Raw genomic sequence first — 21610 nt, forward strand, 5'->3', positions numbered from 1 at the left:
TGGAGCGCTACCTGGGCTTGTCGCAACAGTTCCAGAACGACACCGCGCGCAACGTCCAGGCATACCTGGCCAGCGGCGATGCCCTGCGCCATTCCGCGGCAGTGCAAGCCACCCAGCAGCTCCAGGGGGCATTGGCGGACTGGCCCGAGGACCTTTCGGCCAAGCTGCGCCCGAGCCTGGACAGCCTGCAGGCCTTCACCGGCAACGAACTGCTCGCCGCCGGCAAGCTGGCAGGCGACCCGCAAGCCCTGTTGCTGCAGGCCGAACGTGAATTGGGAGCGAACTTCGAACAGCTGTCGGCTTACGCCCGCGACAGCGGCAGCAGCGATGCCGCCCGCTACCAGGCGCCGCTGCTCGACGCCGCGGTGCACCTGGGTCGGCTGGCGCTGGCCCGTGACAAGCTGGTCAACAGCGGGCGCGCGGAACTGGCCGACGAAGTCGAGCGCGAGCTGCAACCGATCCGCGCCCAGGCCCAGGTGATCGACGCCCTACCCTTGCTGGGCGTGACCCGCGCCGCCGAGTCCAATGCCGACGACTTCGCCGCCATGATGGGCCTGCAATCCCAGGCCAGCGAGCAGCAGGAGGACGTCGCCGTCGGCCTCAAGCGCGAACTGCAGAGCCTGCTGGGCCGCTACCCCGCCGAACTGCAGCGCACCCGCGAGCAGATCGAGCGCCGCGCCGCCCTGGCCGCCAGCACCGGCGAGCGCCTGGAGGCCGTGCAACACGCCATCGCCGGCCTGGAGCCGCAGGTACGCGCCCAGCACGGCAAGATCGCCGCAGAGGTGCGCATCATGCAGGGCCTGATGATCGGCCTGATCCTGCTCATCGCCCTGCTCATCGACACCCTGCAACGGCGCCTGGCCCGCACCCTGACCGGCCTGGCGCCGGCGCTGTCGCGCTGGGCCGAGGGCGACTTCGCCCATGCCATCGACCTGGGCCGGACCAACCGCGAGCTGCATGACATCGAGGAATCGCTCAACCGCCTGCGCCAGTACCTGGTGGAGCTGGTCGGCACCCTGCGCCGCAACGCCGAACAGGTGGCCGGCAGCAGCCGCGCCCTGGCGGGCATGAGCAGCGCCTTGCACGACGGCGCCGAACGCCAGGCCGGCGACACCGCGCAGATCCGCGACGCCCTGGGCGAGCTGGAGGCGACCATCCAGCAGGTGGCCGGCGACGCCAGCGCCGCCGCCGACGCCAGCCGCGATGCCGGCCAGGCCGTCGAACGGGGCCAGACGGTGATCGGCCAGAGCCTGTCCGGCCTGCGCGCCCTGGTCGACGAGGTGCAGGGCAATGCGCGCATGATCGAACAACTGGCCGAGGAATCGGCCACCATCGGCGGCGTGCTCACGGTGATCCGCGCGATCGCCGAGCAGACCAACCTGCTGGCGCTCAACGCCGCCATCGAGGCCGCCCGGGCTGGCGAAATGGGCCGCGGCTTCGCCGTGGTCGCCGATGAAGTACGCTCGCTGGCCCAGCGCACCACCGGCGCCACCGGCGAGATCCAGGCCCTGATCGACCGCCTGCAACAGGCCGCACGCGACTCGGTGGACGGCATGCGCACGCAGCTGGAGCATGCCGAGGCCACCGCCAGCCAGGCGCAGTCGGCCGATGGCGCGCTGGAGGCGATCGTCAACGCCATCGGCACTATCGCCGGGACCGCGCTGCGCATCGCCGAGGTGACCGCCCAGCAAACCGGCGCGGTGAGCGAGATTCGCGATCACAGCGAGCGCATTCACGCGCTGGGCGAGGACAACCTGCAACGCATCGGCGAAGGACGCCAGCAGGGCGAGCAGTTGCTCAAGCTGGGGGGCGAGTTGAATACGGCAGTGCGGGCGTTCAGGCTATGACATCGGCATGGCCTGGATTGCGAGGGCTCTGCCCTCGATCGCGACACAAGGCCGCTCCTACAGGAAACCGCGCTCCCCTGTAGAAGCGGCCTTGTGTCGCGATGGGCCGCGCAGCGGCCCCAATTTCGGCCAACTCCGCTATCATGCCGCCAGGTTCCACCTCGCGAGTCCGTCATGCGCCGCCTGTTTTTCCTGTTGTTCCTGCTGCTGGCCAGCCCCGTGTTCGCCACGGGCCTGCTCGACAACCGCCCCAGCGCCACCCTCGGCGCCGTCAGCAACAGCGCCGAATTCCTGCCGGTGCACGAGGCCTTCAAGCTCAGCCTGGTCCAGGCCGACGCCCACACCGTCAAGCTGCGCTTCGTCGCCACCGACGGCTACTACCTGTACCGCCACCGCTTGCAGTTCCGCACGGAACCGGCAGACATCAAGCTGGGCACGCCACACATCCCCGCGGGCGAAGCCAAGCACGACGAGTTCTTCGGCGATGTCGAGGTCTACCACGGCGTGCTCGACATCGAGCTGCCGCGCAACGACCCGCGCGCCTTCACCTTGCTGGTGGGCTACCAGGGCTGCGCCGACAAGGGCCTGTGCTACCCGCCGCAAACCGAGCGGCTGGGCATCGGCGGCGACGGCCCGGCGCAGCCGGGCGGCGCCGAGCAGGGCTGGAGCTGGAAATCCCTGGCGCTGTTCTTCCTCGCCGGGGTCGGCCTGACCTTCACCCCCTGCGTGCTGCCCATGCTGCCGATCCTCTCGGGCGTGGTCCTGCGCGGCCAGGTCGGCGGCCTGCGCGGCTTGTCGCTGTCGCTGGCATACGTGCTGCCGATGGCCGCCAGCTTCGCCGTGCTCGGCGCGCTGATGGGGCTGTTCGGCGCCGGCCTGAACCTGCAGGCACGGCTGCAGTCGGCCTGGGTGCTGGTGCCGTTCGCGGCGTTCTTCGTGCTGTTCGCCCTGGCCATGTTCGGCCTGTTCGAGATCAAGCTGCCCCAGGCCCTGAGCACCCGCCTGGACAAGGTCGCCAACCGCACCCAAGGCGGTTCGCTGCTGGGCGCGGCGATCCTCGGCGTATTGTCCAGCCTGTTGGTGTCGCCTTGCGTGTCGGCACCGCTGGCCGGCGCGCTGCTGTACATCAGCGCCAGCGGCGATGCCCTCGGCGGCGCGCTCAAGCTGTTCGCTCTGGGCCTGGGCATGGGCGCCCCGCTGCTGCTGGTGGCGACCGGTGGCGCGGCCTGGCTGCCCAGGAGCGGCCCGTGGATGAATACCGTCAAGAACGCCATCGGCGTGCTGCTGCTGGGCCTGGCCATCGGCCTGCTCAGCCGGGTGCTGCCAGGGCCGGTCACGCTGCTGCTGATCGGCCTGCTGGCCGCCGGCGTGGCGCTGTTCCTCGGCGCCCTGGAATTCGTGGTCAAGCCTGCGCGCGAGCGCTTGGCGCAACTGCTCGGCCTGGCGCTGCTGGTCTATGCCCTGGCCTGTTGGTACGGTGCCCTGAGCGGCCAGGGCGATCCCCTGCGGCCGTTACCGCCACCCGTGGCCGGCACCGCTGCCGTGGCCAAGGCCGATGCCTGGCAGACCCTCACCAGCCCGGCCGAGCTCGACGCCGCCCTGGCCGAGGCCAAGGCCGCCGGCCAGCCGGTGCTGCTGGACTGGTACGCCGACTGGTGCATCAGCTGCAAGGTGATCGAACACGACGTGCTCACGGCGCCACCGGTGCAAGCGCAACTGGGCGCGTTCCGCCTGTTGCGCCTGGACATCACCGCGAGCGACGCCGCGCAGCGCGCGCTGCTCGATCGCTACCAGCTGTTCGGCCCGCCGGCGCTGATGTTCTTTGCGGCGAACGGCAGCGAAATGACTGGCGATCGGGTGATCGGCGAGATAAACGCCGGCGATTTTGCCCAGGTACTGGCCCGCGTGCGCGGCCAACTCGGTCTATAACTTCCCGCAGCCTGGGAAAAATCGGCAATCCGGTGACCAAAGTTAATCATCCAGTCACATACTTTGCGCGAATCTCGGACATCGTGCTGGCTATTGCCGGGAACTGGACACCCAGCGCCCGTTCCGGCATAGTCGCCGCGCTATGTCGAATTGCCCTACAAAAACCAAGGAACCGCAGATGGCAACCCTACTGGTGCTGCACGGCCCCAACCTGAACCTGCTCGGCACCCGTGAACCGGGCCACTACGGCGCGGCCACCCTCGCCCAGATCAATCAGGACCTGGAGCAGCGCGCCCGCGCCGCCGGCCACCATCTGCAGTACCTGCAGAGCAATGCCGAATACGAATTGATCGACCGGATCCACGCCGCGCGCAACGAAGGCGTGGACTTCATCCTGATCAATCCGGCCGCTTTCACGCATACCAGCGTCGCATTACGTGACGCGTTGCTCGCGGTGAGCATCCCATTCATCGAAGTGCACTTGTCCAACGTGCACAAGCGTGAACCGTTCCGCCACCACTCCTACTTTTCCGATGTCGCCGTAGGGGTGATCTGCGGCCTGGGCGCCACCGGCTACCGGCTGGCCCTGGAGTCCGCGCTGGAACACCTGGCTGCCAACGCACAGCCCTGATGACACAAGGCCTTGGCCCCAATGGGCCGAGGTCCGGCAGAAACGTTTTCGACACGTTTTAAATTACGTCCCCGACCGAACCTTGGGAGTTGCTGATTAATGGATATCCGTAAAGTCAAAAAGCTGATCGAACTGCTGGAAGAGTCCGGCATCGACGAACTGGAGATCAAGGAAGGCGAAGAGTCCGTTCGCATCAGCCGTCACAGCAAGACCCCGGCCGGCGCCCAGTACTTCGCCGCCCCAGCACCGATGGCCGCTCCGGTTGCCGCTGCCGCCCCGGTCGCCGCCGCTGCCGCGCCAGCCGCTGAAGCTGCCGCCCCAGCGCTGAAAGGCACCGTGATCCGCTCGCCGATGGTCGGTACCTTCTACCGCAAGCCATCGCCGACCTCGCCGAACTTCGCTGAAGTGGGCCAGGCCGTGAAGAAAGGCGACACCCTGTGCATCGTCGAAGCCATGAAGATGATGAACCACATCGAAGCCGACATCGGCGGTGTGATCGACGCCATCCTGGTGGAAGACGGCCAGCCGGTTGAGTTCGACCAGCCGCTGTTCACCATCGTTTGATTCGCGGAGAGCCAACGATGTCTGGGAAGCTCGAAAAAGTTCTGATCGCCAACCGCGGGGAAATTGCCCTGCGGATCCTGCGTGCCTGCAAAGAGCTGGGCATCAAGACCGTCGCCGTGCACTCCACGGCCGACCGTGAACTGATGCACCTGGGCCTGGCAGACGAGTCGGTCTGCATCGGCCCTGCATCGTCCAAGGATTCCTACCTGCACATTCCAGCGATCATCGCCGCTGCCGAAGTGACTGGCGCCACCGCCATCCACCCAGGCTACGGGTTCCTCGCGGAAAACGCCGACTTCGCCGAGCAGGTGGAAAAGTCCGGCTTCGCCTTCATCGGCCCGAAAGCCGACACCATTCGCCTGATGGGCGACAAGGTCTCGGCCAAGGACGCGATGATCAAGTCGGGCGTACCGACCGTACCGGGCTCCGACGGCCCGCTGCCGGAAGACGAAGAAACCGCGCTGGCCATTGCCCGTGAGGTTGGCTACCCGGTGATCATCAAGGCCGCCGGTGGCGGTGGTGGTCGCGGCATGCGTGTGGTGCACAAGGAAGAGGACCTGATCGCCTCGGCCAAGCTGACCCGCACCGAAGCCGGTGCCGCCTTCGGCAACCCGATGGTCTACCTGGAGAAGTTCCTGACCAACCCACGTCACGTGGAAGTCCAGGTGCTGTCCGACGGCCAGGGCAACGCCATCCACCTGGGCGACCGTGACTGCTCGCTGCAGCGCCGCCACCAGAAGGTACTGGAAGAAGCCCCGGCTCCGGGCATCGACGAGAAGGCCCGTCAGGAAGTCTTCAAGCGTTGCGTCGACGCGTGCATCGAAATCGGCTACCGCGGTGCAGGCACCTTCGAGTTCCTGTACGAGAACGGCCGCTTCTACTTCATCGAGATGAACACCCGCGTCCAGGTCGAGCACCCGGTCTCGGAAATGGTCACCGGCATCGACATCGTCAAGGAGATGCTCAGCATCGCCGCTGGCAACAAGCTGTCGTTCCGCCAGGAAGACGTGGTCATCCGTGGCCACTCGCTGGAGTGCCGGATCAACGCCGAAGACCCGAAGAAGTTCATCCCGAGCCCAGGCAAGGTCAAGCACTTCCACGCCCCGGGCGGCAACGGCGTGCGCGTCGATTCGCACCTGTACAGCGGCTACTCGGTTCCGCCGAACTACGATTCGTTGATCGGCAAGCTGATCACCTACGGCAAGGACCGCGACGAAGCCATGGCGCGCATGCGCAATGCCCTGGACGAGATCGTCGTCGACGGCATCAAGACCAACATCCCGCTGCACCGCGACCTGGTGCGTGATGAAGGTTTCTGCAAAGGCGGCGTCAACATCCACTACCTCGAGCACAAACTGGCCAACCAGGAGTGATCGCGTTAGCGTGATGCAGAAAAACCCCGGCCCAGCGCCGGGGTTTTTTATTGCCCCCAGGCTTGCAAGGCCCCGTGTAGGAGCGGCCTTGCGCCGCGAATCCATGCCCCACATTGAAACCTTGGGACTGCTCCGCAGTCCTTTCGCGGCACAAGGCCGCTCCTACACAAGACCCTGCCACCTTCTGGCTTCTCTACAAACCCCCCACACTCGCGTAAACTGGCGGCCTTTTCGCGCAGCCTCGGGCTGCCCCTGTCGATTTACCAAAGGTGCCCGCCATGCCCTGGCTGCAAGTACGCCTGGCCATCAGCCCGGAACAAGCCGAAACCTACGAAGACGCCCTGCTGGAAGTTGGGGCCGTCTCGGTGACCTTCATGGATGCCGAAGACCAGCCGATCTTCGAACCGGACCTCAACACCACCCCCCTGTGGTCGCACACTCACCTGCTGGCCCTGTTCGAGGCCGACGCCGAACCTGAGCAGGTATTCGCCCACCTGCGCCTGCTGACAGGAACCGAGCTGCCCGAACATGAAGCCGAGGTGATCGAGGACCAGGACTGGGAACGCAGCTGGATGGACAACTTCCAGCCCATGCGTTTCGGCCAGCGCCTGTGGATCGTGCCAAGCTGGCACGAAGCCCCGGAAAAAGATGCGGTCAACCTGCTGCTCGACCCGGGCCTGGCCTTCGGCACTGGCACCCACCCGACCACCGCGCTGTGCCTGGAGTGGCTCGACGGCCAACAGCTGCAAGGCACCCAGGTACTGGACTTCGGCTGCGGCTCGGGCATCCTGGCCATCGCCGCGCTGCTGCTCGGCGCCCGCCAGGCGGTCGGCACCGACATCGACGTGCAGGCCATCGAGGCCTCCCGTGACAATGCCCAGCGCAATGGTATCGCCGACGACAAGTTCGACCTGTACCTGCCCGAACAGATGCCGGCCATGCAGGCCGACGTGCTGGTCGCCAACATCCTCGCCGGCCCGCTGGTGGCATTGGCGCCGCAACTGTCCAGCCTGGTCCGCCCCGGTGGCCTGCTGGCGTTGTCGGGCATCCTCGCCGAGCAGGGCGAGGAAGTGGCAGCCGCCTACGCCGCCGACTTCGACCTGGACCCTATCGTCGTGCGCGACGGCTGGGTACGCATCAGTGGTCGCCGCCGCTAAGCGCGCCTAGACTCAACACCTGCCCAGCCTCCGGATCGCCGCATGACCGACAGTTTCGTCACCCAGTGCCCGCATTGCCAGACCAGCTTTCGCGTCACTCATCACCAGTTGAGCGTGGCGCGCGGCGTGGTGCGCTGCGGCAACTGCCTGCAGGTGTTCAACGCGGCCAAGCAACTGCTGGAGCAGAACCGCGCCGGCGGGCAGCCTGTAGAGCCGCCAGCGCCAGCAACCGTGCAGCCGCCCAGCGAGCCGCCGGCGCCGGTGGCCAGCGAGCGGGCGCCGATGAGCGAAGAGGACTGGGCCGTCACCGCCGAGCAGCTGGACGCACTGGACCTCGACCAGGAACTGGCGCGCCTCGAACGCCGCAGCCCCGGCGACCGCCGCCAGGCGCCTGCACAAGGCGTGCTGCAGGCCCGCCGTGACGACCAGGGCGCGGACGAAGCCGACGCCAAACCATTCGGCACCGCAACCGACGAGCGTCCCGAGCCCGCAGCGGAACCCGAGGAGGCGCCGGTACTGCTCGAACAAGAGGCGCTGGACCTGGAACCCGTCGTCGACGCGCGCACGGAGCCGACCCTCGGCGCCACCGACCTGGACCTGGACGACGAACCGTCCGTGCGCCATCCGTCGGCCGACAGCGATTTAAACAACCCGCCCCTCTCCAACCACGACGACCCCGTGCCAGAACGGGGCTTGTCGGCCCTGGACGACGATGTACGCGGCGAACGTCTATCCGCCCGCGACGAGGACGAAGCCGAGGTGCGCCTGGCGCCGAGCCCGGTAGCAAAGGCCGAGCGCCCGCGCAAGGAGCCGCTGATCGACGTGGTCGACGACCCGTTGCAATTGGGCTGGGAAAAGCCCGCGCCCAACTGGGGCAAGCGCCTGCTGTGGGGCGTGCTGACCCTGCTCGCCGCCGGCCTGCTGGCGTTCCAGTACGTCTGGTACCACTTCGACGAGATGGCCCGCCAGGACCAGTACCGCCCGTGGTTCCAGCAACTGTGCCCGATGTTCGGCTGCCAGGTGCCGACCCGCGTCGACATTTCGCGGATCAAGAGCAGCAACCTGGTGGTGCGCAGCCACCCCGACTTCAAGGGCGCGCTGATCGTCGATGCGATCATCTACAACCGCGCTCCGTTCGCCCAGCCTTTCCCGCTGCTGGAACTGCGCTTCGCCGACCTCAGCGGCCAGCTGATCGCCAGCCGCCGCTTCAAGCCCAGCGAATACCTGTCGGGCGAACTGGCCGGCCGCGGCGAGATGCCCAGCCAAACCCCGATCCACATCGCCCTGGATATCCTCGACCCCGGGCCGAAGGCGGTGAACTACAGCCTGAGCTTCCGCTCGCCGGAGTAAGCGACAAGCGGCAAGCTTCAAGCCGCAAGTAAAAGCCTGCCTGCAGGCCTCTTGCAGCTTGAAGCTTGCCGCTTGGCACTGGGCGTCATAACGCCGCAACTGTTCAGATTTTATCCAGATTCATCTTTATCCGGTCATCGAGAGCGGGTATCATGCCAACCCTTTTTCGAACTCCAATGATTCGGCCCCACAACAGGGAACACCTATGTCGGCGGTACGCATCGGCCCTTACACACTGCAGAACAACCTGATCCTGGCCCCCATGGCCGGTGTCACGGACCAGCCTTTCCGTACCCTGTGCAAACGCCTCGGGGCGGGCATGGTGGTGTCGGAGATGGTTTCCAGCGACATGCGCCTGTGGAACAGCCGCAAGTCGAGCCTGCGGCGCATCCATGAAGACGATCCCGAGCCGCGCTCGGTACAGATCGCCGGCGGCGACGCGCAGATGATGGCCGAGGCCGCGCGCGCCAACGTCGCCGCGGGCGCGCAGATCATCGACATCAACATGGGCTGCCCGGCGAAAAAAGTCTGCAACAAGGCCGCCGGCTCTGCTTTATTGAGAGATGAAGCCTTGGTCAGCGAGATCCTCCATGCCGTCGTCGGCGCCGTGGACGTGCCGGTGACCCTGAAGATTCGCACCGGCTGGGACCGGGCGAACAAGAACGGCCTGGATGTGGCGAGGATCGCCGAGCAGGCCGGCATCCAGGCGCTGGCGGTGCATGGCCGCACACGCGCCGACCTGTACACCGGTGACGCCGAGTACGACACCATCGCGGCGATCAAGCAGGCGGTGTCGATCCCGGTGTTCGCCAACGGCGACATCACCTCGCCGGAAAAGGCCCGGGCGGTGCTGCATGCCACCGGTGCCGACGGCCTGCTGATCGGCCGTGCCGCCCAAGGGCGGCCGTGGATCTTCCGCGAGATCGAGCATTACCTGCGCACGGGCGAGCACCTGCCTGCCCCGGCGCTGGACGAAGTGGAACGCATTCTGCTGGAACACCTGGCCGCGCTGCATGCCTTTTATGGCGATGTGATGGGCGTGCGTATCGCCCGCAAGCACGTTGGCTGGTACCTGGCGACCCGACCCGGCGGCAAGGAGTTCCGCAGCCGGTTCAACGCTTTGCAAGATACACAAGCGCAGTGCGCCAACGTTCAGGCGTTTTTCGCCGAACGTCGACAGAGCCTTGGGACAGAGGACGAACAAGGGGTGGCCGCATGACGATGATGACCGAGACATTAGTGAGTGGAACAACGCCCGTGAGCGACAACGTCAACCTCAAGCAGCACCTGAACACGCCGAGCGAGGAGGGCCAGACCCTGCGCGGCAGCGTCGAGAAGGCGTTGCACAACTACTTCGCCCACCTGGAAGGCGCTACCGTCACGGACGTGTACAACCTGGTGCTCTCGGAGGTCGAGGCGCCGCTGCTCGAAAGCGTGATGAACTACGTCAAGGGCAACCAGACCAAGGCCAGCGAGATGCTCGGGCTCAACCGAGGCACGCTGCGCAAGAAGCTCAAGCAGTACGATCTGTTGTAAGGCCAGAACCCCAACCAAAAAGGCGCTCGTCACGAGGCGCCTTTTTTGCTGACTCCACCGCGTTATGGAATCTGAAATGACCGACCAGACTACCCGCCTGCCGATCCGCCGCGCCCTGATCAGCGTCTCCGACAAGACCGGGATCCTCGAATTCGCCCGTGAGCTGCAACTGCTCGGTGTCGAGATCCTGTCCACCGGCGGCACCTACAAGCTGCTCAAGGACAACGGCGTCAACGCGGTGGAAGTGGCCGACTACACCGGCTTCGCCGAAATGATGGACGGCCGGGTCAAGACCCTGCATCCGAAGATCCACGGCGGCATCCTCGGCCGTCGCGGCACCGACGACGCCATCATGAACGAGCACGGCATCAAGCCGATCGACCTGGTTGCGGTCAACCTGTATCCGTTCGAAGCCACCATCAACAAGCCAGGCTGCGACCTGCCGACCGCCATCGAGAATATCGACATCGGCGGCCCGACCATGGTCCGCTCGGCGGCGAAGAACCACAAGGATGTCGCCATCGTGGTCAACGCCAGCGACTACGCCGGCATCGTCGAAGGCCTGAAGGCCGGCGGCCTGACCTACGCCCAGCGCTTCGACCTGATGCTCAAGGCGTTCGAGCACACTGCCGCCTACGACGGCATGATCGCCAACTACATGGGCACCATCGACCAGGCCAAGGACACCCTGTCCACCGAAGACCGCAGCGAGTTCCCGCGCACCTTCAACAGCCAGTTCGTCAAGGCCCAGGAAATGCGCTACGGCGAGAACCCGCACCAGAGCGCGGCGTTCTACGTCGAAGCCAAGAAAGGTGAAGCCAGCATTTCCACCGCCGTGCAGCTGCAGGGCAAGGAACTGTCGTTCAACAACGTGGCCGACACCGACGCCGCGCTGGAGTGCGTGAAGAGCTTCGTCAAGCCGGCCTGCGTCATCGTCAAGCATGCCAACCCATGCGGCGTGGCGGTCGTGCCTGAAGACGAAGGCGGCATCCGCAAGGCCTATGACCTGGCCTACGCCACTGACACCGAGTCGGCCTTCGGCGGCATCATCGCCTTCAACCGCGAACTGGACGGCGAAACCGCCCAGGCCATCGTCGAGCGCCAGTTCGTCGAAGTGATCATCGCCCCGAAAATCTCCCAGGCCGCTCGCGACGTGGTTGCCGCCAAGCAGAACGTGCGCCTGCTGGAATGCGGCGAGTGGCCAGCCGAGCGCGCTGGCGGCTGGGACTTCAAGCGCGTCAACGGTGGCCTGCTGGTGCAGAGCCGCGATATCGGCATGATCAGCGCCGATGACCTGAAGATCGTCACCAAGCGTGCCCCGACCGAGCAAGAGATCCACGACCTGGTGTTCGCCTGGAAAGTGGCCAAGTTCGTCAAGTCCAACGCCATCGTCTACGCCAAGCAGCGCCAGACCATCGGTGTCGGCGCCGGCCAGATGAGCCGGGTCAACTCCGCGCGCATTGCCGCGATCAAGGCCGAACACGCGGGCCTGCAGGTGCAGGGCGCGGTCATGGCGTCGGATGCGTTCTTCCCGTTCCGAGATGGCATCGACAACGCGGCTAAAGTGGGTATCAGCGCCGTGATCCAGCCGGGTGGCTCGATGCGTGATGCCGAGGTGATTGCCGCCGCCGACGAAGCCGGTATCGCCATGGTCTTCACCGGCATGCGCCACTTCCGCCACTGATTATGGCAATCGGCCGCACTGAAGCAGGCATCTGCTGCGTTGGGGCCGGTTCCGCTGATGCTCATTGCCATAAGGCAACTGCGCTCATCGGAACCGTCCCCGCCTTGCATCTACCTGCTTCATTGCGACCTCGTACAGCGAGGGGTGTTGCCTCTCGTTCGACAGATTTCGAGGTTTTGACATGAAAGTTTTGATCATCGGCAGCGGCGGTCGCGAACACGCCCTGGCCTGGAAAGTCGCCCAGGACCCACGGGTCGAGAAAATCTTCGTGGCCCCCGGTAACGCCGGCACCGCCAGCGAAGCCAAGTGCGAAAACGTCGCCATCGACGTCACCGCCCTGGAGCAACTGGCCGACTTCGCCGAGCAGAACGTCGACCTGACCATCGTCGGCCCGGAAGCGCCACTGGTCATCGGCGTCGTCGACCTGTTCCGCAGCCGCGGCCTGGACTGCTTCGGCCCAACCAAGGGCGCGGCCCAGCTGGAAGGCTCCAAGGCATTCACCAAGGACTTCCTGGCGCGCCACAAGATCCCCACCGCCGACTACCAGAACTTCACCGAGATCGAGCCGGCCCTGGCCTACCTGCGTGAAAAAGGCGCGCCGATCGTGATCAAGGCCGATGGCCTGGCCGCCGGCAAGGGCGTGATCGTCGCCATGAGCCTGCAGGAAGCCGAAGACGCCGTGCGCGACATGCTCGCCGGCAACGCCTTCGGCGATGCCGGCTCGCGCGTGGTGATCGAAGAATTCCTCGACGGCGAGGAAGCCAGCTTCATCGTCATGGTCGACGGCCACAACGTGCTGCCGATGGCCACCAGCCAGGACCACAAGCGCGTCGGCGACCAGGACACCGGCCCGAACACCGGCGGCATGGGCGCCTATTCGCCAGCCCCGGTGGTCACCGCCGACGTGCACCAGCGGGTGATGGACCAGGTGATCTGGCCGACCGTGCGTGGCATGGCCGAGGAAGGCAATGTCTACACCGGCTTCCTGTATGCCGGCCTGATGATCGACAAGGCGGGCAACCCCAAGGTCATCGAGTTCAACTGCCGCTTCGGCGACCCGGAAACCCAGCCGGTCATGCTGCGCCTGGAGTCGAGCCTGGTGCTGCTGATCGAAGCAGCCTTCGCCAAGGCCCTGGACAAGGTCGAAGCACAGTGGGACCCGTGCCCGAGCCTGGGCGTGGTCCTGGCTGCCGGTGGCTACCCGGGCGACTACGCCAAGGGTGCCGCGATCAGTGGCCTGGACGCCGCGGCCAAGCTCGAAGGCAAGGTGTTCCATGCTGGCACCGCACTCAAGGATGGCCAGGTGGTAACCGCCGGCGGCCGCGTGCTTTGCGCCACCGCCATGGGCGTCACCGTCGAGGCCGCCCAGCAGCAAGCCTACCGCCTGGCCGAGCAGGTCAAGTGGGAAGGCAGCTTCTACCGCAGCGACATCGGCTATCGGGCCATCGCCCGCGAGCGCGGTGAACACCAGCAGTAACCTTGCCGCCAATGGCCGTGGCGCCCGCGCGCCCGGCCTTCGGCTCGTCGCCAAGGCTCCCTTGGGGCCTTGCCTTCGCGTCGGCGCGCCGCGCATAGTTGTGCTCCGGCACATCAGCTAAGAAAGGATTTCGTCGTGCGTCGGCTTCGGATTGCCACTGCCCTCATCGTCAGCCTGCTGACCCTGCTCTGCCTGCTTCCGGCGCAAGCCGAACCGGGCACTGGTTGGTCGGCGCTGCTCGACGAGCAGGCCAGCCTGCAGCTCTCCGACGTGCGCTCCGAGCGCTACCGCAACCAGTTCAGCCCCCTGGCGCTGAACGAGCTGGATGCCGCCCTCCCCGACCAGGCCTTGTGGCTGCACTATCGCCTCGAACCCGGCGAGCAGGAGCAACTGGTCCGTATATTCGCCCCCGACCTGTCCCGCCTGGACCTCTACGCCCTCGAGGGCGACAAGCTGCTACGCCAGCTGCACCACGGCCGACAGGGCGATAATGCCAGCCCTACCCTACATGGCAGCGACCATGTGCTGCCGCTGCCGCGCAGCAGCCAGGCAGTGGATGTCTACCTGCGCCTGGTGTCGGAACACCAGCTACGCCCGGCGATCAGCCTGGAGCCGGCGGCCAAGGCTGCCGCCGACCAGCGCCAGCCGCTGCTGTTCGGCCTGTTGTTCGGCGGCCTGGTGATGCTGATCCTGCACAACCTGATCCGCTTCGCCTACACCCGCTCCAGCACCACCCTGACCCTGGCGCTGTACCACGCCCTGATGCTGCTCAGCGCGCTGATCCTGCTGAACCTAAGCGGCCCCTGGTGGCACCTGTGGTACAGCGCCCAGACCCCAGCAGCCTACCTGACCCTGGTGCTGGCCGGGCTGGCTGGGCTGTTCTTCACCCTGCACTTCTTCACCCCACGCAGCTCGGCCAGGTTGAACCGCCTGCTGCACATGGAGATGCTGGTGGCCGGGGTCAGCGGCCTGGTGCTGCTGTTCGTCGACACCTTGCCGCTGAACCTGATGACCTATGCCCTGCTCGCCCTGGGCAGCCTGAGCATGCTGCTGATCAGCAGCTACCACTGGTACCAGGGCTACACCCCGGCGCGGCTGTTCACCCTGGCCATGCTGGTGTTCAACCTTGGCGGCCTGGTGTTGCTGCCGGCCCTGCTCGGCCTCACCCGCACCTCCACGCCCTGGCTGCTGTGCGTGCTGCTGGCGCTCACCGTGGTCAGCGGCCTGTTGCTCAACCTGGCTGTCAGCGAACGCCTGCGACGGATCAGCGAGGAGCGCTTCAGCGCCAGCCGCGCCCTAGCCGCCAGCGACGCCGAGATCAACGCCAAGGCCGAGTTCCTGGCCAAGATCAGCCACGAGATCCGCACCCCCATGAACGGCGTGCTGGGCATGACCGAGCTGCTGCTGGGCACGCCGCTGTCGGTCAAGCAACGCGACTACGTGCAGACCATCCACAGCGCCGGCAACGAACTGCTGACGCTGATCAACGAGATCCTCGACATCTCCAAGCTCGAGTCGCGGCAGATCGAGCTGGACGACGTGCAGTTCGACCTCAACGCGCTGATCGAGGACTGCCTGAACATTTTCCGGGCCAAGGCCGAGCAGCAGAACATCGAGCTGATCAGCTTCACCCAACCCCAGGTGCCACGGGTGGTCAGCGGCGATCCGACGCGCCTGCGCCAGGCCTTGTCGAGCTTGCTCGACAACGCGCTGAAGAACACCGAGCAGGGCGAAATCCTGCTGGTGGTGGCCCTCGACCAGCGCGGTGACACCCCACGCCTGCGGATCGCCGTGCAGGACAGCGGCGAGCCAATGCCACCGGCCGAGCGCGATGCCCTGCTGCAAGCCGAACTGCACAGCCGCCACTTCCTGTCCAGCAACAAGCTGGGCGGCCACCTCGGCCTGGTGATCGCCAAGCAACTGATCGGCCTGATGCAAGGCGAATTCGGCATCAAGACCAGCGCCAACATGGGCAACACCCTGTGGCTGACCCTGCCGCTGGATCCGCAACGCCTGGAGCAGCCACCCACCGACCTCGACGGCCCGCTGCGCGATGCCCGGGTGCTGGTGGTCGACGACAACGATACCTGCCGCAAGGTCCTGGTGCAGCAATGCAGCGCCTGGGGCATGAACGTCAGCGCGGTGCCTTCCGGCAAGGAAGCCCTGGCCCTGCTGCGCACCAAGGCGCACCTGCGCGACTACTTCGACGCCGTGCTGCTGGACCAGAACATGCCCGGCATGACCGGCATGCAGCTGGCGGCGAAGATCAAGGAAGACCCGAGCCTGAACCACGACATACTGGTGGTGATGCTCACCGGCATCAGCAATGCGCCGAGCAAGATCATCGCGCGCAATGCCGGGGTCAAGCGCATCCTCGCCAAGCCGGTAGCCGGCTACACGCTCAAGACCACATTGGCCGAGGAACTGGCGCTGCGCGGCCGCGAGCTGGCCATGCCGAGCGTGCCAATGGGCACTGCGCCTGCGCTGGACCTGCCCCGCGACTTCCGTATCCTGGTGGCCGAGGACAACAGCATCTCGACCAAGGTCATCCGTGGCATGCTCGGCAAGCTCAACCTCGAACCAGACACCGCCGCCAACGGCGAGGAAGCCTTGCAGGCGATGAAGGCGCGGCGCTACGACCTGGTGCTGATGGACTGCGAGATGCCGATCCTCGATGGCTTCTCCGCCACCCAGCAGATCCGCGCCTGGGAAACCGCCAACCAGCGTCCGCGCACACCGGTGGTGGCGTTGACCGCGCACATCCTCACCGAGCACAAGGAGCGTGCGCGCCTGGCCGGCATGGACGGGCACATGGCCAAGCCGGTGGAGCTGTCGCAGTTGCGCGAGCTGGTGCAGTTCTGGGCGGGGCAGCGGCAGGTGGTTACCGATCCCCTCGACTGAAAAGCCGCAGGTGCAGGAGCGGCCTTGCGTCCCGAATGGAGCACGCAGCGGCCTGCGGCCATTTTCGCGATGACTCGGATCCTGGGGCCGCTGCGCAGCCCTTTCGCGGCACAAGGCCGCTCCTACAGGATCCGTGCTATACAGTGGCATCTTCCGGCCGCGGACCTACCGCCATGCTCCATGAGTTGTTCAGCGTCTATCTGAAAATGCTCGTGCTCTACAGCCCGTTCTTCGTGCTGTCGTGCTTCATCGGCCTGACCCGCGGCCACTCCAGCAAGGAACGCAAGCAACTGGCCTGGCGCGTGGCCATCGCCACGCTGATCGCCAGCGTGCTGCTGTACCTGTTCGGGCGGGTGATTTTTGGTGTGTTCGGCATCACTGCCGACGCCTTTCGCATCGGCGCAGGTTCGGTGCTGTTCATCTCGGCACTGGGCATGGCCCAGGGCAAGTCGGCGGTACAGACCGACAACGTGCAGCAGGATGTGACCATCGTGCCGCTGACCATCCCGCTGACCGTGGGCCCCGGCACCATCGGCGCGCTGCTGGTGATGGGCGTTGGCCAGCCGCACTGGGACGACAAGCTGCTGGCCATCGTCAGCATCGCCCTGGCCAGCTTCACCGTGGGTCTGGTGCTGTACCTCTCGCACCGCATCGAGCGGTTGCTCGGCGACCAGGGCTTGCAGATCGTCAGCCGCTTGATGGGGCTGTTTGTCTGCGCCCTGGCGGCGCAGATCATCTTCACCGGGATCAAGGGCTACCTGGTGCCCTGATCCCGGATCGCTTCAGGGCTTGGCCGGGTACCAGCGCGGGGTGTAAACCCACTCGCCACCGTCGGCGCGGGGAAAGGTACAGGTGGTCGAGGAGCCGACCAGCACCATGGTGCGCATGTCGACCATCTCGGGCGCCAGCTCGCCCAAGGTCACCACCCGCAGGGTCTGCCCCGGCCGGCCGATATCACGGCCCAGCACCACGGGAGTGCCTGCGTCGCGATGGCGGCGTACCACCTCCAGTGCCACACCCAGCTGATGCGGCCGGGCCTTGGAGATCGGGTTGTAGAACGCCAGCACCAGATCCGCCTGGGCCGCCAGGTCGAGGCGTTTCTCGATGATCGACCAGGGCTTGAGGTTGTCCGACAGCGACATCACGCAGAAGTCGTGGCCCAGTGGCGCCCCCGCCTGGGCGGCGGTAGCCAGCGAGGCCGAAACGCCGGGCAGGATCTCCAGATCGACCCGCTGCCAGGCCGGGTCACTGGATTCGTGGAGCGCTTCGAGCACTGCGGCGGCCATGGCGAACACGCCCGGATCGCCCGACGATACCACCACCACCGAACGCCCTTGTGCCGCCAGCTCGAAGGCATGGCGAGCGCGCTGCATTTCTTCGCGGTTGTCGGTGCAATGCAGCACCTGATCGTCGCGCAAAGGGCCGGCCATGCGCACGTAGGTTTCGTAACCCAGCACATCCTGCGCACGCGCCAGTTCCGCCTTGACCGCCGGCACCATCAGCTCGGCGGCACCAGGGCCCAGGCCGATCACGGCCAGGCGACCACGGCGCCGGCCAATGCGGTCGATGTCGACAGGTGCCGGGCAAACGGCATGGGCGAGCCCCACGGACGAACCTACCCGCGCTTGCGGCACTGCATCAGCCAGCATCCGCTCCAGGCTCTCGGCGGCCGGAGCGAAGCGCAGGGCGACATTCAGTGCCTGTGCAGCTTCGTGCAGGGCCGGCTCCGCCATCTCGGTTTCGCTCGCCATCAGGCAGGCCAGCGCGGGCTCGGCGATGTTCGCCCGCAGCAGTTCCTCGCGTACCTGGTGCACCAGGTCGGCGCTACCGGCCGTGACCGCCACCACCACGCAACGCGCATGGATCAGCAGTTCGTCCCGGCTGGCCGGGCGCAGTGCGCTGCCCACGTGGATAGTGCGTTGCGCATCGTCACTGGCGGGCAGCTGCGCCTGTTCGAGCCACGGCGCGTCGCCTTCGACACGCACCGCCTCGCCCGCCAGCAGGTCGGAGACGAACCGCTTGCCCTGCTCCAGGTCCGTCAGCGCGTAACCCTCGGGCGGGTTGAGCAGGCAGGTGCCAAAGCGCAGCTCGCCACTGGTGGTGATCGCCGCACCCACGCCCAGCGCCTCACCGATCTCTCGGGCCATGACGTTGACCCCACCCAGGCCCCCGAGCAGTGGCACCACGGCGCTGCCGTCCTCGGCCACGGCCAGTACCGGTGGCTCGACACCTTTTTCGCTCAACAGCGGCGCCAGGGTGCGAATGACAATACCCGCCGCGCACAGGGCGATGATCGGCGTGTCTTGCCGATACAGCTCGCGCAGGGTGTCGCCGAAGACTGCGTAGTAATGGTCGGCCCCCTCCACGCGCCCTTGCAGGCCATGGATCTTGGCCTGCGGATAGCGTTGCTGGATACGCTGCGCGGTGGCCAGGCTGCCTGGGCCGAGAATGACGATTGCCGGTGCTCTCATCCCTGCCATTTCTCACCCGGCACGATGATCAGCGAGAAGTATGGCGAGGACTGTGGGTCGACCGCGTCCAGCGCGACGATCTTCTGGTTGGCCATGGTCGCCCGCTCCACGTACAGCGCACGGCCATCCAGGCCCAGCTCGCCGAGCACCTGGCGTACCTTGGGGAAGTTGCGTCCCAGCTTCATGATCACAGCCGCGTCGGCAGCAGCCAGGCGCTGCTTGAGCTCTTCATGGGGCAATACACCGGAGAGCACGGTGAGGGTCTGGTTGCGATACACCAGCGGCGCGCCGAGCACCGAGGCGCCTCCAAGCATCGAGCAGACGCCCGGAATCACCTGTGCCTCGTAGCGTGGCGCCAGGCGATCGTGCAGGTACATGTAGGAGCCGTAGAAGAATGGGTCCCCTTCGCAGATCACCGCCACGTCGCGGCCGGCGTCCAAGTGTTCGGCCACCTGCACGCTGGCTTCGTCGTAGAAGTCGCTGATCACCTGCTCGTAGGACAGCGGCGCCGGCAGTACCTCGGTGGTCACCGGGTAGACCAGCGGCAGCAGGGTCTGCTCGGCTTGCAGGTGCGTCTCGATGATACCGAAGGCATTGCCGCGCTTGCCCTTGGCCACGAAATACGCCACCACGGGTGCCTCGCGCAGCAGGCGCAGGGCCTTGACCGTGATCAGCTCAGGGTCGCCCGGGCCTACGCCCAGGCCCAGCAGTCGTCCGCGTGCGTGCATCATTCCACCTCCGTGGCCAGGGCGTTGACCGCGGCGGCAGCCATCGCGCTGCCGCCCAGGCGGCCCTGCATGATCACGAACGGCACGCCACGGCTGTCGGCGGCAAGCATGGCCTTGGATTCGGCGGCGCCGACAAAACCGACCGGAAAGCCGAGGATCAACGCCGGCTTCGGCGCACCGGCATCGAGCATTTCCAGCAGGTAGAACAGCGCGGTCGGCGCGTTGCCAATCACCACCACACTGCCTTCCAGGTGCGGGCGCCACAGTTCCAGGGCCACGGCGGAGCGGGTGTTGCCTTCGGCCTTGGCCAAGTCCGGCACGCTCGGGTCGCGCAGGGTGCAGATCACCGGGTTATTGGCCGGCAGGCGTGCACGGGTGATGCCCTCGGCGACCATATGCGCGTCGCAGAGTATCGGCGCGCCCTTGGCCAGGGCCACACGACCAGCGCTGCCCGCGCCTTCGGAGAACTGCAGGCCATCGATGGCCTCGACCATGCCGCAGGCATGGATCACCCGCACGGCGAGCTTTTCCAGATCGGCGGGAATACGTTCAAGGCGGGCTTCCTCGCGGATAATCCGGAAGGAATTGCGATAGATCTCCTGACCATCGCGGATGTAGTCAATCATCAAGGTGCTCCGTCGGCAGGTCGAGCATGACGCCTGCTTCTTCTGCGGTGAGGTTGGCTGCGCGCAGCCTGCCGAAACCCGGCTGGCGCGCATCGCGCAAGTAAAGATCATAACGACCCGGGGCACGGGCCAGCAGGGTGGCCGCAGCTGGGTGGGCCATGGCACAGGAACGTGGGCAGGCGGACAGGTGCACGCTGCCCGGGGCGCCTTGCGGCAACAGGCCGGCCAGGGTCACGGCATCGGCCTTGGTGTCGGCCTGGGCCTTGGCGCACCCGCTGGAGCCGGTGCAGGCGACGACCCGCGCCAGCGGGTGCTCGCTGTGGCACAGCATGCCGCAGGCCATCAGTTGCGCGCGTGCGTTTTCCAGCTCCGCCGGCTCGAGGGAGGTCAGCACCAGGCTCTGCCAAGGGCTCAGCCGCAAGCTGCCATCGCCCCATTGCCGGGCGATACGCGCGGCACCGCGCAGCATTGCCGGCGTCAGGCGCCCCAGGGGTGGCGCGACGCCCAGCGCCATGCCCTGGCGCTGGGGCAGCACGCCCAACCATGGGCTTGTCGTCGTCGGGCGCTGCCAGGCCACCGCGGTGGTCTCGACCTGGATCGCCAGCCCTTCCAGAAAATGCTCCACCGGGCACGTCTGCAGCAATTGACGCATGCGCGACTGCTCGGGCGTCGCCAGGTCGAGGAAGCGCTCCAGTACCGCGCGCACCAGCGCCAGCCCTTGCTCCACCGGCACAGCCCCCAGCACCTGGCCGCTCGACAGGCTGCTCGCGAGTCCGAAGCGCAGCCAGACACGGCCTGCGCGTGGCATCGCGGACAGCCACAAATCATGGGCGTGCTCGAGCATCGCCAACGCTTCGCCGCCATCGAGTTGCACGGCGAACTTGGCCGACAGCTTGTGGAACCTGGGGGTGCTTTCCAGCAGGTCGAGGATTTGCCCGGCCAATGGCCGGGTGTCGCACAACATGGCCGGATCAAGCCCGGCCAGTGGGCTGAGCATGAGGTTGCGCACATCATCACCGGCCGCGTCACGTGGGCCGAGCCCGGCAGCCAGCAGATGCTCGACCAGCCCGCTGTGATCCTGGCCTACGCCACGAATCTGCAGATTGGCGCGGTTGGTCGCCTCGATCACGCCTGCGGCAAAACGCTCGGAGGCGTCGGCAACGGCGTCGGCCTGGTCGGCCAGCAGCAGGCCACCGGGCAGCTTGATCCGGCAAATGCCGCCATCGCGCGCGGCGACGATGCGCCACAACCCCGGGCAGGCCGAGGGGCGGGGCGAAACTTCGGAAGGTAGGGGCGGCGTCAAAGGGGCATCCGGCAATCGTGAAAGTGCGCTTCA

17 protein-coding genes are annotated in these 21610 nt (G+C 66.5%); 13 read left to right on the forward strand and 4 right to left on the reverse strand.

All coding sequences use genetic code 11. From position 1 onward, the window contains the following. Positions 1-1067: 1067 nt before the first annotated feature. The 13 genes from E3U47_RS25515 (at position 1068) to E3U47_RS15465 (ending at position 17219) form a co-directional block, all read left to right on the forward strand. Positions 1068-1847, forward strand: a complete 780-nt coding sequence (locus E3U47_RS25515) for a methyl-accepting chemotaxis protein (RefSeq protein ID WP_372239512.1) — start codon at positions 1068-1070, stop codon at positions 1845-1847. 174 nt (positions 1848-2021) lie between these two features. Beyond that, positions 2022-3776, forward strand: coding sequence for a protein-disulfide reductase DsbD (locus E3U47_RS15410; protein WP_134692516.1), 1755 nt, complete (start codon positions 2022-2024; stop codon positions 3774-3776). Positions 3777-3954: 178 nt separating this feature from the next. Next, on the forward strand, positions 3955-4407 hold the full coding sequence (gene aroQ, locus E3U47_RS15415; RefSeq protein ID WP_011535870.1) for a type II 3-dehydroquinate dehydratase: 453 nt from the start codon (positions 3955-3957) through the stop codon (positions 4405-4407). Positions 4408-4506: 99 nt separating this feature from the next. Then, entirely contained in the window at positions 4507-4971 is a 465-nt protein-coding gene (gene accB / locus E3U47_RS15420) for an acetyl-CoA carboxylase biotin carboxyl carrier protein (protein WP_134692518.1), read from the forward strand. A 17-nt stretch (positions 4972-4988) separates the two neighbouring features. Continuing rightward, positions 4989-6344, forward strand: a complete 1356-nt coding sequence (gene accC / locus E3U47_RS15425) for an acetyl-CoA carboxylase biotin carboxylase subunit (protein ID WP_134692520.1) — start codon at positions 4989-4991, stop codon at positions 6342-6344. 278 nt (positions 6345-6622) lie between these two features. Continuing rightward, positions 6623-7501, forward strand: coding sequence for a 50S ribosomal protein L11 methyltransferase (gene prmA, locus E3U47_RS15430; RefSeq protein WP_134692522.1), 879 nt, complete (start codon positions 6623-6625; stop codon positions 7499-7501). 42 nt (positions 7502-7543) lie between these two features. Further along, complete coding sequence (locus E3U47_RS15435) at positions 7544-8851, forward strand: DUF3426 domain-containing protein (protein ID WP_134692524.1); 1308 nt, start codon at positions 7544-7546, stop codon at positions 8849-8851. Positions 8852-9056: 205 nt separating this feature from the next. Beyond that, entirely contained in the window at positions 9057-10070 is a 1014-nt protein-coding gene (gene dusB / locus E3U47_RS15440; RefSeq protein ID WP_134692526.1) for a tRNA dihydrouridine synthase DusB, read from the forward strand. Next, entirely contained in the window at positions 10067-10387 is a 321-nt protein-coding gene (fis, locus tag E3U47_RS15445) for a DNA-binding transcriptional regulator Fis (protein ID WP_134692528.1), read from the forward strand. Before dusB ends, fis begins: the two co-directional genes overlap by 4 nt. Before the next feature lie 76 nt (positions 10388-10463). Beyond that, entirely contained in the window at positions 10464-12071 is a 1608-nt protein-coding gene (purH, locus tag E3U47_RS15450) for a bifunctional phosphoribosylaminoimidazolecarboxamide formyltransferase/IMP cyclohydrolase (RefSeq protein WP_134692530.1), read from the forward strand. Positions 12072-12252: 181 nt separating this feature from the next. Beyond that, positions 12253-13548, forward strand: a complete 1296-nt coding sequence (purD, locus tag E3U47_RS15455; protein WP_134692532.1) for a phosphoribosylamine--glycine ligase — start codon at positions 12253-12255, stop codon at positions 13546-13548. Positions 13549-13683: 135 nt separating this feature from the next. Further along, positions 13684-16449: a hybrid sensor histidine kinase/response regulator gene (locus E3U47_RS15460; RefSeq protein WP_134692534.1), complete on the forward strand. Its 2766-nt coding sequence runs from the start codon at positions 13684-13686 to the stop codon at positions 16447-16449. A gap of 173 nt (positions 16450-16622) precedes the next feature. Next, on the forward strand, positions 16623-17219 hold the full coding sequence (locus tag E3U47_RS15465; protein ID WP_134692536.1) for a MarC family protein: 597 nt from the start codon (positions 16623-16625) through the stop codon (positions 17217-17219). A 12-nt stretch (positions 17220-17231) separates the two neighbouring features. Here the strand turns inward: E3U47_RS15465 and cobJ are convergent, their stop codons facing one another. Genes cobJ through cobG form a run of 4 tightly spaced genes read right to left on the reverse strand, consistent with a single transcriptional unit; the run spans position 17232 to position 21592 of the window. Next, positions 17232-18929, reverse strand: a complete 1698-nt coding sequence (cobJ, locus tag E3U47_RS15470; protein ID WP_134692538.1) for a precorrin-3B C(17)-methyltransferase — start codon at positions 18927-18929, stop codon at positions 17232-17234. Beyond that, positions 18917-19651 carry a precorrin-2 C(20)-methyltransferase gene (locus tag E3U47_RS15475; protein WP_177414240.1) on the reverse strand — a complete coding sequence of 245 codons (735 nt, stop codon included), beginning with the start codon at positions 19649-19651 and terminating at the stop codon, positions 18917-18919. The genes cobJ and E3U47_RS15475 overlap by 13 nt, the downstream gene beginning before the upstream one ends. Further along, complete coding sequence (locus tag E3U47_RS15480; protein ID WP_134692540.1) at positions 19648-20274, reverse strand: precorrin-8X methylmutase; 627 nt, start codon at positions 20272-20274, stop codon at positions 19648-19650. The genes E3U47_RS15475 and E3U47_RS15480 overlap by 4 nt, the downstream gene beginning before the upstream one ends. Continuing rightward, positions 20267-21592, reverse strand: coding sequence for a precorrin-3B synthase (gene cobG, locus E3U47_RS15485; protein WP_134692542.1), 1326 nt, complete (start codon positions 21590-21592; stop codon positions 20267-20269). Before cobG ends, E3U47_RS15480 begins: the two co-directional genes overlap by 8 nt. Positions 21593-21610 lie beyond the last annotated feature (18 nt).

The sequence above is a fragment of the Pseudomonas sp. RIT623 genome (assembly GCF_004519305.1).
In the GTDB taxonomy this organism is placed as follows: domain Bacteria; phylum Pseudomonadota; class Gammaproteobacteria; order Pseudomonadales; family Pseudomonadaceae; genus Aquipseudomonas.